The organism is Bradyrhizobium sp. USDA 241 (assembly GCF_049739505.1).
GTDB lineage: Bacteria > Pseudomonadota > Alphaproteobacteria > Rhizobiales > Xanthobacteraceae > Bradyrhizobium > Bradyrhizobium liaoningense.
Genome location: NZ_JBMGPZ010000004.1, coordinates 1,440,401 through 1,455,762, shown reverse-complemented (window position 1 = coordinate 1,455,762; position 15,362 = coordinate 1,440,401). Strand labels below are relative to the sequence as shown.

At 64.9% G+C, this 15,362-nt stretch carries 14 protein-coding genes and 1 pseudogene; 3 read left to right on the top strand and 12 right to left on the bottom strand.

The window, feature by feature from the left end:
• Nucleotides 1-28 precede the first annotated feature (28 nt).
• Complete coding sequence (trxA, locus tag ABIF91_RS16725) at nt 29-349, top strand: thioredoxin (RefSeq protein WP_008540017.1); 321 nt, start codon at nt 29-31, stop codon at nt 347-349.
• A 141-nt stretch (nt 350-490) separates the two neighbouring features.
• Nucleotides 491-1,498, top strand: a complete 1,008-nt coding sequence (locus ABIF91_RS16720; RefSeq protein WP_284279351.1) for an ATP-dependent DNA ligase — start codon at nt 491-493, stop codon at nt 1,496-1,498.
• 18 nt (nt 1,499-1,516) lie between these two features.
• Here the strand turns inward: ABIF91_RS16720 and ABIF91_RS16715 are convergent.
• The 9 genes and pseudogenes from ABIF91_RS16715 to sppA all read right to left on the bottom strand — a co-directional run bounded on the left by ABIF91_RS16715 (nt 1,517) and on the right by sppA (nt 9,565).
• Nucleotides 1,517-2,254, bottom strand: a pseudogene (locus tag ABIF91_RS16715) (metallophosphoesterase family protein).
• Between the two features lie 131 nt (nt 2,255-2,385).
• Nucleotides 2,386-3,729 carry a bifunctional folylpolyglutamate synthase/dihydrofolate synthase gene (locus ABIF91_RS16710; protein ID WP_028176466.1) on the bottom strand — a complete coding sequence of 448 codons (1,344 nt, stop codon included), beginning with the start codon at nt 3,727-3,729 and terminating at the stop codon, nt 2,386-2,388.
• A complete protein-coding gene (gene accD, locus ABIF91_RS16705; protein WP_028176465.1) occupies nt 3,726-4,667 on the bottom strand; it encodes an acetyl-CoA carboxylase, carboxyltransferase subunit beta in 942 nt (313 codons plus the stop codon). The genes ABIF91_RS16710 and accD overlap by 4 nt, the downstream gene beginning before the upstream one ends.
• Nucleotides 4,668-4,779: 112 nt before the next feature.
• A complete protein-coding gene (gene trpA, locus ABIF91_RS16700) occupies nt 4,780-5,616 on the bottom strand; it encodes a tryptophan synthase subunit alpha (protein WP_424579263.1) in 837 nt (278 codons plus the stop codon).
• Nucleotides 5,613-6,827, bottom strand: coding sequence for a tryptophan synthase subunit beta (gene trpB / locus ABIF91_RS16695; RefSeq protein ID WP_028176463.1), 1,215 nt, complete (start codon nt 6,825-6,827; stop codon nt 5,613-5,615). The genes trpA and trpB overlap by 4 nt, the downstream gene beginning before the upstream one ends.
• Entirely contained in the window at nt 6,824-7,495 is a 672-nt protein-coding gene (locus ABIF91_RS16690; protein ID WP_028176462.1) for a phosphoribosylanthranilate isomerase, read from the bottom strand. Before ABIF91_RS16690 ends, trpB begins: the two co-directional genes overlap by 4 nt.
• A gap of 66 nt (nt 7,496-7,561) precedes the next feature.
• The gene (locus ABIF91_RS16685) at nt 7,562-7,954 is read right to left on the bottom strand and encodes a lipopolysaccharide assembly protein LapA domain-containing protein (protein ID WP_028176461.1); all 393 of its coding nucleotides are present in this window, start codon (nt 7,952-7,954) and stop codon (nt 7,562-7,564) included.
• 153 nt (nt 7,955-8,107) lie between these two features.
• Nucleotides 8,108-8,413 (bottom strand): integration host factor subunit beta, encoded by a 306-nt coding sequence (locus ABIF91_RS16680; protein ID WP_008539997.1) that lies wholly within the window; start codon nt 8,411-8,413, stop codon nt 8,108-8,110.
• 171 nt (nt 8,414-8,584) lie between these two features.
• Nucleotides 8,585-9,565, bottom strand: coding sequence for a signal peptide peptidase SppA (gene sppA / locus ABIF91_RS16675; protein ID WP_028176460.1), 981 nt, complete (start codon nt 9,563-9,565; stop codon nt 8,585-8,587).
• Between the two features lie 309 nt (nt 9,566-9,874).
• Between sppA and ABIF91_RS16670 the strand changes: the two genes are divergently transcribed.
• A complete protein-coding gene (locus tag ABIF91_RS16670; RefSeq protein WP_035681965.1) occupies nt 9,875-10,921 on the top strand; it encodes an IS110 family transposase in 1,047 nt (348 codons plus the stop codon).
• 394 nt (nt 10,922-11,315) lie between these two features.
• On the opposite strand, the gene rpsA is transcribed toward ABIF91_RS16670, so the two are convergent.
• The 3 genes from rpsA to aroA form a co-directional block, all read right to left on the bottom strand.
• A complete protein-coding gene (gene rpsA / locus ABIF91_RS16665) occupies nt 11,316-13,022 on the bottom strand; it encodes a 30S ribosomal protein S1 (protein WP_028180114.1) in 1,707 nt (568 codons plus the stop codon).
• A 266-nt stretch (nt 13,023-13,288) separates the two neighbouring features.
• A complete protein-coding gene (gene cmk / locus ABIF91_RS16660) occupies nt 13,289-13,927 on the bottom strand; it encodes a (d)CMP kinase (RefSeq protein ID WP_028180115.1) in 639 nt (212 codons plus the stop codon).
• Entirely contained in the window at nt 13,924-15,261 is a 1,338-nt protein-coding gene (aroA, locus tag ABIF91_RS16655; RefSeq protein WP_028180116.1) for a 3-phosphoshikimate 1-carboxyvinyltransferase, read from the bottom strand. The genes cmk and aroA overlap by 4 nt, the downstream gene beginning before the upstream one ends.
• Between the last annotated feature and the right edge of the window lie 101 nt (nt 15,262-15,362).

Genomic DNA, 15,362 nt, shown 5'->3' with positions numbered 1-15,362 from the left:
TCTCTTTCAACCGAGTGAGGTACTCCCAATGGCCGTTAGCAAGGTTTCCGACGCCGATTTCGAAGCCGAAGTGCTCAAGGCGAACGGCCCCGTGGTCGTCGATTTCTGGGCCGAATGGTGCGGCCCCTGCCGCATGATCGCGCCCGCCCTCGACGAGATCGCCGGCGCGATGGGCGACAAGGTCAAGATCGTGAAGCTCAACGTCGACGAGAGCCCGAAGACCGCCTCCAAGTACGGCGTGATGTCGATCCCGACCCTGATGATCTTCAAGGGCGGCGAGATGGCCTCCCGCCAGGTCGGCGCAGCGCCCAAGGCGAAGCTGCAGCAGTGGATCACCTCCGCGGTCTGATCCACCTCGAAGATTATTTTCGGAAACGGCCGGCGAAAGCCGGCCGTTTTGCGTTGATGGGACATGTTCGGCGTATGACGAGTCCCGCCCTTGCCAACCCCTCCCGCGAAGCGCGCCCGAAGATCGAGCTCTCTCGTCGCAATGGAGGCGCGTTCGGTCGACGGGATTCCGCGCGGCAGGGAATGGCAATATGAACCCAAGTGGGACGGCTTCCGCTGCCTGCTGTCGCGCGAGGGTGGCAACGTCGATCTGCGCTCGAAATCCGGCGAGGACCTTGCGCGCTATTTCCCCGAGATCGTTGCCGCCGCGCTCAAGCTGAAGGCGGATCGCTTCACGCTCGACGGTGAGATCGTGGTGCCGCAGGGCAAGGGTTTTTCGTTCGACGCGCTGCTGCAGCGGATTCATCCTGCCGCAAGCCGGGTGAAGAAGCTCGCCCAGGAGACGCCCGCGCTCTACCTCGTTTTCGACCTGCTCGCGACGGCCGGGGACAAGCAGCTTGCCAAGGCGCCGCTCAGCGAGCGACGGCCGGCACTGGAAGCTTTTGCGAAGTCCCATCTCAAGGGCAGCATCTTCCGGCTTTCGCCTGCGACGGCGAGTTACGCGACGGCCGGGAAATGGCTCGCGCAATCCGGCGGCGGCTCGGATGGCGTCATCGCCAAGCGCGTCGACCTGGCCTATCAGGCGGGAAATCGCGACGGCATGCAGAAGATCAAGAAATTCCGCAGCGCCGATTGCGTGGTCGGAGGCTTCCGCTACGCCACCAACAAGATCGCCGGCCGCAACGTGGTCGGCTCGCTGCTGCTCGGACTCTACGACGATGACGGCCTGCTGCATCATGTCGGCTTCACCTCGGCCATCAAGGCACAGGAGAAGCCCGACCTGACCGACCGGCTGGAGGCGCTGATCGGCGAGCCCGGCTTCACCGGCAATGCGCCGGGCGGGCCGAGCCGCTGGTCGACAGAGCGCTCGGCGAAATGGTGTCCGCTGAAGCCGAAGCTTGTCATCGAGGTCTGCTACGATCATTTCAGCGGCGAGCGCTTCCGCCACGGCACCTCGATCCTGCGCTGGCGCCCCGACAAGGCGCCGCGGCAATGCCGCTTCGAGCAGTTGAAGCAGAAGTTGGCCAACCCGATGAAGCTGTTGAAGTAATGGCCGACGCGCGCGGCCCTACTTGATCCATCCCGTCGCCAATGCGTTCGCCAGTTCGGGCTGACCGTTGCGGCGCGCCAGCGCGGCCATGGCCTCGTGATCGTATGCGACGTGACGGAACGTCACCTGCTAACCGCCATCGACGAGTTCGAGGATCGCATAGCGCGCGTGGGGGGTGCCGGCCTCGACGACATGCGGGTATGGATGCTTGTCGCGATAGCCCGGGCTGCCAACGCTGCCGGGATTGACGATCAGCCGGCCGTCGCGCAAGCGCACGGCACGGGCGAGATGGGTGTGGGCGCACAGGATCAGCGACTGCGTGATCCCTTGCGCAAATTGCTCGATCCGATCGAGCGGCGATAACGCGACCGTGCCGTCGGGATGCACGGTGTCGAGCCAATAGACTTCATCGTTGCCGGGCGTCGCGTGGCAAAGAAACACGTCACGGAAGACACGCGTCATCGGCTGCGCGCGCAGCCAGTCGAGCTGCGCGGCATCGAGCTGTGCGTGGGCGGGCCGGTCCCACGAGCCCATCTTCTCCGGAGGGCGGTCGAGCAGATAGCGGTCGTGATTGCCGAGCACATGCACGGCATCGAGCGGCATCAGGATCTCGACCGTGCGGCGCGCATCGAGCGGACCGCTCAGCATGTCGCCGAGATTGACAATGTCGGCGATGCCGTGCGCGCGGATGTCGGCGAGGACAGCTTCGAGCGCGAGGTAGTTTCCGTGGACGTCGGCGATCGCGGCGAAACGCATGGGCATTCTCTCTTTCGTACCCGGACGCAGAGCAGCGCGTCTTCCGCGGTGCACTGCAGAGCCGGGGCCTATACGCGTCCCGGCTCAGCGTCGCGTCATTTCATGCCGCGACGCGTCCGGGACACGAAAACTCATGCAGGAGGCGTGCCGTTGATCGCCAGCACATGGCCCGCCAGATACAGCGAGCCGGTGATCAGGATGCGCGGCGGCACCTCGTAGGCGAGCTTGGCCAAGGCGCGGAGCGCGGCTTCGACGCCGGAAACGGTCTCGACGCGCATGCCGAGGCTGCGCGCGGCATCCGCGAGGCGATCGACCGGCATTGCGTTCTCGGTGTCGGGAATCGGCACCGCGATGATATGACGGGTGAGGCCGGCGAAATTGGCGAGAAATCCCTGCGCGTCCTTGTTGGCCATCATGCCGGCGATCACCACCAGCGGCCGCGACACCCGCTCCTCGAGATCGCCAAGCGCCGCCGCTGCGACACGCCCGCCCTCGGCATTGTGGCCGCCGTCGAGCCATATCTCGGAGCCCTGCGGACCCCAGGACAGCAGTTCGCCCGAGGTGAGGCGCTGCATCCGCGCCGGCCATTCGGCACCGACGATGCCGGCTTCGAACGCGGCGTGGTGGACCTTGATGGCTGGAAGCGCACGCAGCGTCGCGATCGCAAGCCCGGCATTGGCGAATTGGTGGCGGCCGAACAGACGCGGCGCCGGGAGATCCATCAAGCCGCGATCGTCGGAATAGACCAGACGCCCGCGCTCGACATTGACGTGCCAGCTCTCGTTCGCGGCAAACAGCGGCGCACGCATGTGCTTCGCCTGCGCTTCGATCACGGCCATTGCCTCCGGCATTTGCTCGGCGCAAATCACGGGCACGCCGCGCTTGATGATCGCGGCCTTCTCGCCGGCAATCGACGCCAACGTATCGCCGAGGAAATCCATGTGGTCCATGCTGACAGGCGTGATCACGCAGGCCGCCGGCGCATCGACTACGTTGGTCGAATCGAGCCGGCCACCGAGGCCGACTTCGAGCAGCACCACATCGGCCGGGTTCTGCGCGAACAGGTGAAACGCGGCAGCCGTCTTCAGCTCGAACACGGTCGCGGCCTCGCCGGCATTGACGCGCTCGACCTCTTCCAGTGCGGCGCGCAACTCGTCGTCACCGACGAGCACGCCGCCGCCCACGCGGCCGAGCCGGAAGCATTCGTTGATGCGGACGAGATAGGGCGAGGTGTAGGCATGGACCCGCAGGCCCGCGGCTTCCAGCGTCGCGCGCAGATAAGCCAGCGTCGAACCCTTGCCGTTGGTGCCGGCGATGTGGATCACCGGCGGCAGCTTGCATTCGGGGTGGCCGAGCCGTTCGAGCAGGCGGTGCATCCGCTCAAGCCCGAGATCGATGCGCTTCTGATGCAGGGCCGACAGCCGCCCGATCAATTCGCCGAGCGGTGTCTTTGCACTGTCAGAGGAGGCGTTCACGCGTGGGGCGCAGCCGGCGCCGTCTCGGCGGCCGATACGATCTGCGCCGGACTCGCCACTGGCTGCACTGATTTCGATACGCCTTCCAGCGCCGGCGCCTTGGTCAGCAGTCGGCAGAGCCGCGCCAGCGTCGGGCGCAACTCGTGGCGATGCACGACCATGTCGACCATGCCGTGCTCCTTGAGGTACTCGGCACGCTGGAAACCTTCCGGCAACTTCTCGCGAATGGTCTGCTCGATCACGCGCGCGCCGGCGAAGCCGATCAGCGCACCGGGCTCGGCGATCTGCACGTCCCCCAGCATCGCATAGGACGCGGTGACGCCACCGGTGGTCGGATTGGTCAGCACGACGATGTAGGGCAGTTTTGCCTCGCGCAGCATCTGCACCGCGACCGTGGTGCGCGGCATCTGCATCAGCGACAGGATGCCCTCTTGCATGCGCGCGCCGCCCGAGGCGGCGAACACGATGAACGGCGACTTCTTCTCGACCGCGAGCTCCATCCCGCGCACGATGGCCTCGCCCGCGGCCATGCCGAGCGAGCCGCCCATGAAGTCGAAATCCTGCACGGCGACGACGACGGCGGAGCCTTCGAGCTTGCCGTAGCCGACCTTGATCGCGTCGTTCAGATTGGTCCGCGCCCGCGCATCCTTGATGCGGTCGACATATTTCTTCTCGTCGCGGAACTTGAGCGGGTCGGGCGTGACCTCGGGCAGCGCGACGTCGAACCAGGTCTCGTTGTCGAAGATCGACTTCAACCGGGCCACCGCGCCCATGCGCATGTGGTAGTTCGAGCCGGGAATGACGAACTGGTTGGCCTCGACGTCCTTGTAGAACACGAGCTGCCCGGAATCCGGGCACTTGATCCAGAGATTCTCCGGCGTCTCCCGCCGCAGCATGTTGCGGATCTTCGGCCGGACCACATTGGTAAGCCAGTTCATGGTTTGCTCCGATGTGCGATCCCGCCTTGCGGATCGCCTAAAGGGATATATGGCGGCCCGCCCTCTGCCCGGCAAGCCGCCGTGTCGCTCGCCTCAAGAGCGGAATTATGGCCTATTCCGCCGCCTGTTGCGCACCCTTGACGCCCAGGGCCAGGGCGGCCGTCAATTCCGCGACGGCGTTAACGGTTTTGGCGGTCGCCCGCCCTTCCGCATCGAAACTGTTCTTGAGCGCATCCACCAGCGCGGTGCCGACCACCGAACCATCGGCCTTCTCGGCAATGGCGCGCGCAGCCTCCGGCGTGCGGATGCCAAAACCAACGCAGATCGGCAGCTTGGTATGCCGCTTGATGCGTGCGACCGCTTCACCGACGACATTCGCGTCCGCCGCCGCTGCACCGGTGATGCCGGCGATCGAGACGTAATAGACAAAGCCCGACGTGTTCGCGAGCACCGCGGGGAGACGCTTGTCGTCGGTGGTCGGAGTCGCCAGGCGAATGAAGTTCAGACCGGCCTTCAGTGCGGGAATGCAGAGCTCGTCGTCTTCCTCCGGCGGCAGGTCGACGATGATCAGGCCGTCAACGCCCGCGCTCTTGGCGTCGGCCAGGAACTTGTCGACGCCGTAGATGTAGATCGGATTGTAATAGCCCATCAGCACGAGCGGCGTGACGTTGTCGTCCTTGCGGAAGTCGCGCACCAGATCGAGCGTCTTCTTCAAGGTCATGCCCGCCTTGAGCGCGCGCAGACCTGCAGCCTGAATCGAGGGACCATCCGCCATCGGATCGGTGAAGGGAATGCCGAGTTCAATGACGTCGGCGCCTGCCTTGGGCAGCGCCTTGACGATATTGAGCGACGTCGTGAGGTCGGGATCGCCAGCCATCACATAAGTGACGAAGGCCGAGCGGCCCTGCTTCTTCAGCTCGGCGAAACGGGTGTCGATACGCGTGGTCACTTCTTGCCCCTCAGGATGTCGCCGACCTGCGGGACGTCCTTGTCGCCGCGGCCGGAGAGGTTGACGACCATCAGGTGGTCCCGTGGCCGCTTCGGCGCGAGCTCCATCACCTTGGCGATGGCGTGCGCGGGTTCGAGCGCGGGGATGATGCCTTCGAGCTTCGACAGCAGCTGGAACGCGGCGAGCGCCTCGTCGTCGGTGGCGGAGAGATAGTTCACGCGGCCGACCTCGTGCAGCCAGGAATGCTCGGGGCCGATGCCGGGATAGTCGAGGCCGGCCGAGATCGAATGCGCGTCCTGGATCTGGCCGTCCGCATCCATCAGGAGATAGGTGCGGTTGCCGTGCAGCACGCCGGGACGGCCGCCTGCGATCGAGGCCGCATGCAGTTGCGTGAGCCCATGGCCTGCGGCTTCCACTCCGAAGATCTCGACCGTGGGATCATCGAGGAAGGGATGGAACAAGCCCATCGCGTTCGAGCCGCCGCCGATGCAGGCGACCAGCGAGTCCGGCAGGCGTCCCTCGACCTCCTGCATCTGCGCCTTGGTCTCGTTGCCGATGATCGACTGGAAGTCACGCACCAGCGTCGGATAGGGATGCGGACCTGCGACCGTGCCGATGCAATAGAAGGTGTTATGCACGTTGGTGACCCAGTCGCGCAGTGCCTCGTTCATGGCGTCCTTGAGCGTGCGGGTGCCCGACTGCACCGGCATCACCTTCGCGCCCAGCATTTCCATGCGGATGACGTTGGGCTGCTGTCGCTCGACGTCGACGGCGCCCATATAGACCACGCATTCCAGGCCAAAGCGCGCGCACAGCGTCGCAGTGGCGACCCCATGCTGGCCGGCGCCGGTCTCGGCGATGATGCGCTTCTTGCCCATGCGCCGCGCCAGCATGATCTGGCCGAGCACGTTGTTCACCTTGTGCGAACCGGTGTGGTTCAGCTCTTCGCGCTTCAGGTAGATCTTGGCGCCGCCGAGATGCTCGGTCAGGCGTTCGGCGAAATAGAGCGGCGAAGGCCGGCCGACATAGTTCTTGAGATAGCCGTTCATCTCGGCCTGGAAGGCCGGATCGTCCTTGGCGGCGGTGTAGGCCTTTTCCAGGTCGAGGATAAGCGGCATCAGGGTTTCGGCGACGAAGCGGCCGCCGAAGATGCCGAAATGGCCGCGCTCGTCGGGGCCGCTGCGGTAGGAATTGGGTTTGGCGACGGTCATCGAACACTCAACTCTTGATTTGCATCTTGGCTGGCGCGCGCGGCGCGAATGAAGGCCTTGATCATCTCGGGATCCTTGACGCCGGGGGCGCTTTCGACACCGGAGGACACGTCGACGCCGCCGGCGCGGGTGACGCGGAGGGCTTCGGTGACGTTGCCGGCGTGAAGCCCGCCCGAGACCATGTAGGGCAGTTTCAGATCGAGATTTTCCAGCAGGTGCCAGTCGAAGGGCTCCCCCAAGCCGCCGGGCCGCGTCGCATCCTTCGGCGCGCGCGCGTCGAACAAAATGCTGTCGGCGACCGCGGCGTAGCCCGGCAGCGCGGCGAGATCGGCCGACGTTGCGACCGGAACCGCCTTCATCACCGGACGGCCGAACCGCTGCTTGATGTCGCGCAGCCGCGCCACGCTCTCCTTGCCATGGAGCTGGAAGATGTCCGGCGACAGCGCATCCATGATGTTGTCGAGCGTGGCGTCGTCGGCATCGACGGTGAGCGCGACCTTGAGCGCGCGCTGCTTCACCTGGCGGCCGAGCTCGCGCCCGGCCTCCAGGGAGAGATGTCGCGGCGACGGCGGAAAGAACACGAATCCCACCATGTCGGCACCGGCGTCGAGCGCCGTTTGAAGCGTCTCCCGCGTGGACAGGCCGCAGATTTTGACGAGCAGGGACATGGTCTCGAAGCAGATGGAGGCCGCTGGTCCGCGGCCGGAAAACGGGGCTTTCGGTCGGGGCCGCTTCTACAACGTCGCGCGCTGCTTGTCTCGCCCGATGGGCCCGTACAGGCCCACCCCGGAGGGAGAGGGAAGGCGCTGGGGCTCGGGCCTGGCCGCAGCCGCCTGGGCCCGAAGATCGGCCAGTTCGGCCCTGGCGGTCCGGGCCTCCGCGTCATTCCGGCGCGCCGCGCGCCGCCAGCGCCGCTGGCCGAACCAGACGGCTGAGCCGCCGACCACGACACCCAGCGCAGCCACCAGGATCAGGAGCAGGAACAGCGGCAACGTCAGCGACAGCGACGGGTCGTCGGAAATGAAGGGATCGAAGGAGACCGTGACGAAATGCCGGTTGGCGACGGCGAACGCGACCAGGATCACGCCCAGCGGAATCACGATCAGCGCGGTCAGGAACTTTCGCATCTCGCTTCGCTCGCCTTGAATCAAGCCTGCGGCTGCATCGCGCGCGACCGCGAAAAACCCTGAGGCCGGCCTTGGAGCCTGATCCGGAAAAGTGTGCAGCGGTTTTCCGAAAAGATCATGCTCAAATAACCTGAAGCGCGATCACATCGCGCTTTAGTCTGCCGCGCCGGGATCCGGATGGTCGCGGTTCAGCCGCTCGCGCATTTCCTTGCCGGTCTTGAAGAACGGAACGCTCTTCTGGTCGACGGGCACATGGGCGCCGGTGCGTGGATTGCGCCCTGCGCGGGCAGGGCGGTGCTTGACCGAGAAGGCACCGAAGCCGCGCAGCTCGACGCGATCACCGCGCGCAAGCGCCGCTACGATCTCTTCGAGAATCGCATTCACAATGTTCTCGACATCCCGCTGGTACAGATGCGGGTTGTGCTCGGCGATACGCTGAACAAGTTCGGATTTGATCATCGAGAGATAGGACCCGGAAGCGTGCGGATGACCATTTCCGTGAAAATACCTTGATCTGTCAAGACGCTAAATCAAGGCCGAGCGTCGCGAAAATACGTGACAAATGCCGAAAAAGCGTGCTGCGACGGCACTCGCAAGGCGCGAAAACCTTCTGGAACTCGCCTGCCCCAGTCAGTTTGATGCGGCCGGCTGCCACAGGGCCAGCATTCCATCCATTCCGAGCCGGTCGACCGCCTGCGCGACGCCGGTTTGGCCGATCTGATGCGCAATCGAGCTCAAACCGAGCGCTTCCAGCGTCACGGCGGCGGCCGTCTTGAGAAAAGTCAGATCGCCAAAGCGCGGCTGAAGCTTGTAATCGCGTACCGGAAGCCCCTTCTTGACGCCCTTGTGCTCGACCAGCCAGGTCACCGCCGTCTTCTCGTCGCCGATCTGGTCGATCAGCTTGAGATCGATCGCCTGGCGCCCGGTGAAGACACGGCCATCGGCGACTTTTTCGAGCTGCGTGTCATCCATGCCACGCCGCTCCTTCACCATTCCCTTGAACCAGGCGTAGGAATCCTTGACCAGCGCATCGAGCGCGGCACGCGCCTCGGGACTGGTCGGCTCAAAACCGTTGGGTGCCGCCTTCAGCGGCGAGGACTTCACCTCCTCGACCTTGACGCCGATGGTCTTCAGCAGCTCGGAGACGTTGGGGTACTGGAACAGCACGCCGATCGAGCCGACCAGCGAGCTCTGCTGGGCGACGATGTGGTCGCTCGCGATCGCCGTGATGTAGCCACCCGATGCGGCGAGACCCTCGACGACGACCACCAGCGGCTTCTTCGCCTTCAGGCGGGTGAGCGAGTCGTAGAGCTGCTCGGAGCCGGCAGTGGTGCCGCCCGGCGAGTTGACGTGAACGATGACGGCGGCGGCGGCCGAATTCTCCAGCCGCTCCAGCGCCTGGGTGCGCTCGGAATCGCTGCGGATCAACCCATCGATATGAACGCGCGCGATCGAGCCGGCGGATGCGAAGGTGCCGCGCGCCCCGGGTGTCGCGATCAGCGCGAAGCTCGCGATCGCCGCGATCGCGATCAGCGCGGCCATCACACGCCAGAACGTCAGCTTGCGGCGGATCCTGCGGCGATCGACGATGATGTCCGAATCGAGCGACATCGGAATATCTCCAAATGAAAGGCTGGGCGCGTTGTGCCGTCACAGCGTGACCATTGGCTTAGCTGAATACATCAATTGCGGCGCATTTTGAAGAAAACAAGGCCTCGTTGGGGGGCGAGCAAGTCGGCGCGGACTCAGTCGTCATCCCCGCGAAGGCGGGGATCCATAACCCCAGGGAGAAGTCGTCGCGCGAGCTGGCAACTCCGAGTCTTCGTCAAACTCCTCCCTGGGGTTGATGGTGTGGACGGCCCCTACGGCATCAGTTGTGCCAGAATGAGGTTGTCAAAGACCCATTCACAGGAGCCGTCCATGAGCCAGATTATCCGCATTGGGATGGATACGTCGAAGCATATTTTTCAACTCCATGGCGTTGACGCTTCGGAGCAAGTGGTGTTGCGCAAGCGGCTGAGCCGCAAGGCGATGCTGGAGTTTTTTACCAAGCTGCCGGCGACGGTGATTGTGATCGAGGCTTGCGGGGCGGCGCACTACCTGGCGCGGGAGCTTGGCAAGCTAGTGCACACGGTCAAGCTGATCGCGCCGCAGCTGGTCAAGCCTTACGTGCCGCGCAACAAGAACGACGGGCGCGACGCGGAAGGACTGTGTGAGGCGGCGAGCCGGCCGCGGATGCGCTACGTTCCGGTGAAGACGGCCGAGCAGCAGGCGGCGCTGATGCTGCTTGGCGTACGCGAGCAATTGGTCGCGCGTCGCACCCAGCTCTCCAATACGATCCGCGGTCATGCGGCGGAGTTCGGTTTGATAGCAGCCAAGGGGCTGGACAAGCTTGCCGCGTTCCTGGCGACGATCAAACAGGACGATCGTGTTCCAGCGCTGGCTCGCGAGCTGTTTGCAATGCTTGCCCGCCAATATGACCAGGTGCAAGTCGAGCTGAAGGCGGTCGAGGCCAAGCTTGTGGCCTGGCACCGTGCCGATGCCATGAGCCGGCGATTGGCACAAATCCCGGGGGTCGGTCCGGTCACCGCTGCGGCACTGGTCATGAAGGCGCCAGATCCGCATGCCTTCCGCTCAGGAAGACTGTTCGCGGCCTGGCTCGGCTTGACCCCCAAGGACCATTCCACTGCGGGAAAGACCAGGCTCGGCAAGATCACCCGCGCTGGCGATGAGAGATTGCGTCAACTGCTGGTGGTCGGGGCGACCTCGGTGGTCAAGCAAGCGATGGCGAAAGATTCCGGTCCACATTGGCTCGTCGAGCTCTTGAAGCGCAAGACACCGAAGCTTGCCGCAGTGGCACTCGCCAACAAGATGGCCCGCATCGCCTGGAAGCTGATGACGACGGCACAGGAATATGACAGCGCGCGGCTGAATGCCCGAGCCGACCAAGCGCCAGCCGCCGCATAGTTGAGAGATTCGGCCGACCGGCGGGTTCACCCACCGGCCGAACCGGAGCTGCAAGAGCAGAGGAGATGGTGCGATCGATCGACCGAAGATGCGAGCAAATCCGTGGGACCCATTGGCCGATCAAGGTCGCGTGGTTGATTGGAGCTCGTGTCGCGGAAACCATCTTGGCCAGCGGTCTAACACGCCGAACCAACAGGCCGGACATATGGATGCAAGCGATCCGATCAAAACCTTCACAAAGCTCTTGTGCCACGGAGGCCGTCCACATATGGGTCCCGGATCGGCGCTCCGCTTCGCTTCGCTTGTCCGGGACGACAGCGGAGTTTGCGGAGACAGCAACAAAAAAGCCCCGGCTCGCGCCGGGGCCTTGATGTCAGCGAAACGTACGATTCGCTTACTTGCTGTCGCGGTTCTTGAGCGCGGTGCCCAGAATGTCGCCGAGCGTCGCGCCCGAATCGGAAGAGCCGTACTGCGCGATGGCTTCCTTCTCTTCGGCGACTTCGAGCGCCTTGATCGACACCTGGACCTTGCGGGCCTTCTTGTCGAACTGGATCACGCGGGCATCGACCTTCTCGCCGACGGCGAAGCGTTCGGCGCGCTGGTCGTTGCGGTCACGCGCGAGCTCGGAGCGCTTGATGAAGGTGGAGAAGTCGGTACCGGCGATCTTCACCTCGATACCGCTCTCCTTCACTTCGAGCACTTCGCAGGTCACGACCGCGCCCTTCTTGACATCGCCCGGCTCGGCGAAGGGGTCGCCTTCGAGCTGCTTGATGCCGAGCGAGATGCGCTCCTTCTCGACGTCCACATCGAGCACCACGGCCTTCACCATGTCGCCCTTCTTGTAGTTGTCGATCACCTGCTCGCCCGGAAGCTTCCAGTCGAGGTCGGAGAGGTGGACCATGCCGTCGACGTCGCCCTCGAGACCCAGGAACAGACCGAACTCGGTCTTGTTCTTGACCTCGCCCTCGACCACCGAACCGGTCGGGTGAGCTTCGACGAAGACCTCCCAGGGGTTGCGCATGGTCTGCTTGAGGCCGAGCGAGATGCGGCGCTTGACGGAATCGACTTCCAGCACCTGCACGTCGACTTCCTGCGAGGTCGAGACGATCTTGCCGGGATGCATGTTCTTCTTGGTCCACGACATCTCGGAGACGTGGATCAGGCCTTCGATGCCCGGCTCGAGCTCGACGAACGCGCCGTAGTCGGTGATGTTGGTGACGCGGCCGGTGAAGCGGGCACCCAGCGGGTACTTGGCTTCGATGCCCTGCCACGGATCGTCCAGCAGCTGCTTCATGCCCAGCGAGATGCGGTGCGTCTCGTGGTTGATCTTGATGATCTTGACCTTCACGGTCTGGCCGATCGAGAGCACCTCGGTCGGGTGGTTGACGCGGCGCCACGCGATATCGGTGACGTGCAGCAGGCCGTCGATGCCGCCGAGGTCAACGAACGCACCGTAATCGGTGATGTTCTTGACCACGCCGTCGATGACCTGACCCTCTTCGAGGTTCTGCACCAGCTCCTGACGCTGCTCGGCGCGGGTCTCTTCCAGCACCGTGCGGCGGGAGACGACGATGTTGCCGCGGCGGCGGTCCATCTTGAGGATCTGGAACGGCTGCGAGTTGTTCATCAGCGGCGCAACGTCGCGGATCGGGCGGATGTCGACCTGCGAGCGCGGCAGGAACGCAACGGCACCGTCGAGGTCGACCGTGAAGCCGCCCTTGACCTGGTTGAAGATGACGCCGTTGACCTTCTCGTTGTTCTGGAACGCCTTCTCGAGCTTGCCCCAGCTCTCTTCGCGGCGCGCCTTGTCGCGGGACAGCACGGCTTCGCCGAGCGCGTTTTCGATGCGATCGAGGAACACTTCCACCTCGTCGCCGACCTTGAGGTCGCTTTCACGGCCGGGGCCGGAAAATTCGCGCAGCGCGACGCGGCCCTCGGTCTTCAGGCCGACGTCGATGACGGCCATGTCCTTTTCAATTGCAACCACCTTGCCCTTGACGACGGAGCTTTCCTGCAGGTTGCCGCCTGCGAAGGACTCGTCGAGCATCGCGGCGAAATCGTCGCGCGAGGGGCTATAGGTATCAGCAGAAGTCGAAGCCATTTGTTCTCCAGTTGCGGATGTCTTGCCGGCCGTTGGGTTCATCGGCGCATCGCACGCGCAGTGTCGGAAGGTCCGCAAAAACCTTCGAGCGACCGCTCGCTGCCCCGGCTCGGCGCCGGAACAGCGGGAGCGGGCCGGCAGAGGCCCGCGCGTTCGACACGTGGAATCTTTGTCCGGAGCCTGGATTGCGCCGGCCCCGAAACAGGGACCGAGGTATCGACATCAAAGAGGCGGGAGCGGGCGCTTCCTCCAATGACGGTTGCGGCTTAACCCCGCGACCGGCCCGCTCGGACGGCCTCGATAATGTCGATGGCGGCCCGGACGCCGCCTTCTATATCCAGTTGGGAGTTATCTAGCAAGTAAGCATCCGGGGCCGGTTTCAAAGGCGCAATCGGCCGGTTCTTGTCGCGCTCGTCGCGCTGGATGATGTCGGCGAGCACGGCGGCCTCGTCCGCCTCCTCGCCCCTCGCCCTGGCCTCCATGGTGCGGCGGCGCGCGCGAACCTTGGGGTCTGCCACGACGAAGATCTTCACGTCGGCATGGGGGCAGATCACGGTTCCAATGTCGCGGCCGTCCAGCACCGCCCCGGGCGGATCGGCGGCGAATTGCCGCTGGAAGTTGACCAGAACCTCGCGGACCCTGGGGATCGCCGAGACGATCGAGGCACCCTCGCCGGCCTTCTGGGTCTTCAGCGCAGGATTGCCGAACTTCTCAGGATCGAGTTCCAACGCGGCCTGCACCGCAGCCGCCTCGTCGTTGAGGTCGTGCCCTGATTGCATCAAGGCATAGGCGACCGCGCGATAGATCACGCCGGTATCGAGATGACGATAGCCGTAATGGTGGGCAAGACGCTTGCCGAGCGTCCCCTTGCCCGAAGCCGCGGGCCCGTCGATGGCGATGATCATGAGAACTCGGCCCCTAGCGAACGCATCATCGGAATGAAATCCGGGAAACTGGTGGCGATGAAAGCGGTGTCGTCGACCGTCACCGGCTGGTCGGAGGCGCAGCCCATCACCAGCGCGGACATCGCGATGCGATGGTCCATGTGGGTGGCGACGGTCCCGCCGCCCGGGACATGGCCGCGGCCCTCGACGATCAGATCATCGCCTGAGACCACGACCTTGACGCCGTTGACGCGAAGCATGGCGGCGGTCGCCTCCAACCGGTCGGATTCCTTGACGCGCAGCTCCTGCAGGCCGCGCATGATCGTCGTGCCTTCGGCGAAGGAGGCTGCCACCGCCAGCACCAGATATTCGTCGATCATCGAGGGCGCGCGCTCCGGCGGCACCTCGACGCCACGTAGCTTCGAGGCACGCACGCGCAAGCGCGCCATCGGCTCGCCGGCATCACCCCGCACTTCGCTCTCTTCGATCGAGGCGCCCATTTCGCGCAGCGTGGTGAACAGACCGGTGCGCAGCGGATTGGTCATGACGTCGGACAGCACGATATCGGAGCCCTCAACAACCAGCGCCGCAACAATCGGGAAGGCCGCCGAAGAGGGATCGGCGGGGACGACGACATTGGCGCCATGCAGCTCGGGCTCGCCCACCAGCGTGATGCGGCGGCCGTGCTGGCCTTCCTGGGCCGAGGTGATGTCGGCGCCAAAATGCTTCAGCATCAGCTCGGTGTGGTCGCGGCTGGCCTCGCTCTCGATCACGGTCGTGGTGCCCGGCGCAGCCAGGCCCGCCAGCAGCACGGCCGATTTGATCTGGGCCGAGGCGACCGGGGTCCTGTAGGTGATCGGCAGCGGATCGCGCGCGCCCTGGAGGGTCAGCGGCAGACGGCCGCCCTCGCCCCCGGACACGACCCTGGCGCCCATCTTTTCCAACGGATCGAGGATCCGGCGCATGGGGCGGCTGCGCAGCGAGGCGTCGCCGTCGAACACCGCCGAGATCGGGCAGCCGGCAACGGCGCCCATGACCAGCCGGCAGCCGGTGCCGGAATTGCCGAAATCCAGCGGCGCCTTGGGCTGGGCGAAGCCCCCAACGCCCACGCCCTGCACCTTCCACGCGAAATCGCCGGTACGCTCGACCCTGGCGCCGAGCGCCTGCATGGATTTGGCTGTGTTGAGGACGTCCTCGCCCTCCAGCAGGCCCGAAATCCTGGTCTCGCCGACCGCGAGCGCGCCCAGGATGAGGGCACGGTGGGAGATCGACTTGTCCCCGGGCACCCGTGCTTTCCCGGTCAGGGGGCCGCTGGCGCGAGCCCGGAGCGGGCTCGGTTGGTCGGAATGGGTCAAGATTGTGTCCTTGGATGCGCCCTCGCCGGGCTGCGGCGCAGGTACCACATGGTCCGCGCCTCGTCACGGGCATGTCTTTCTCCTGTAATGCGCTATTGACA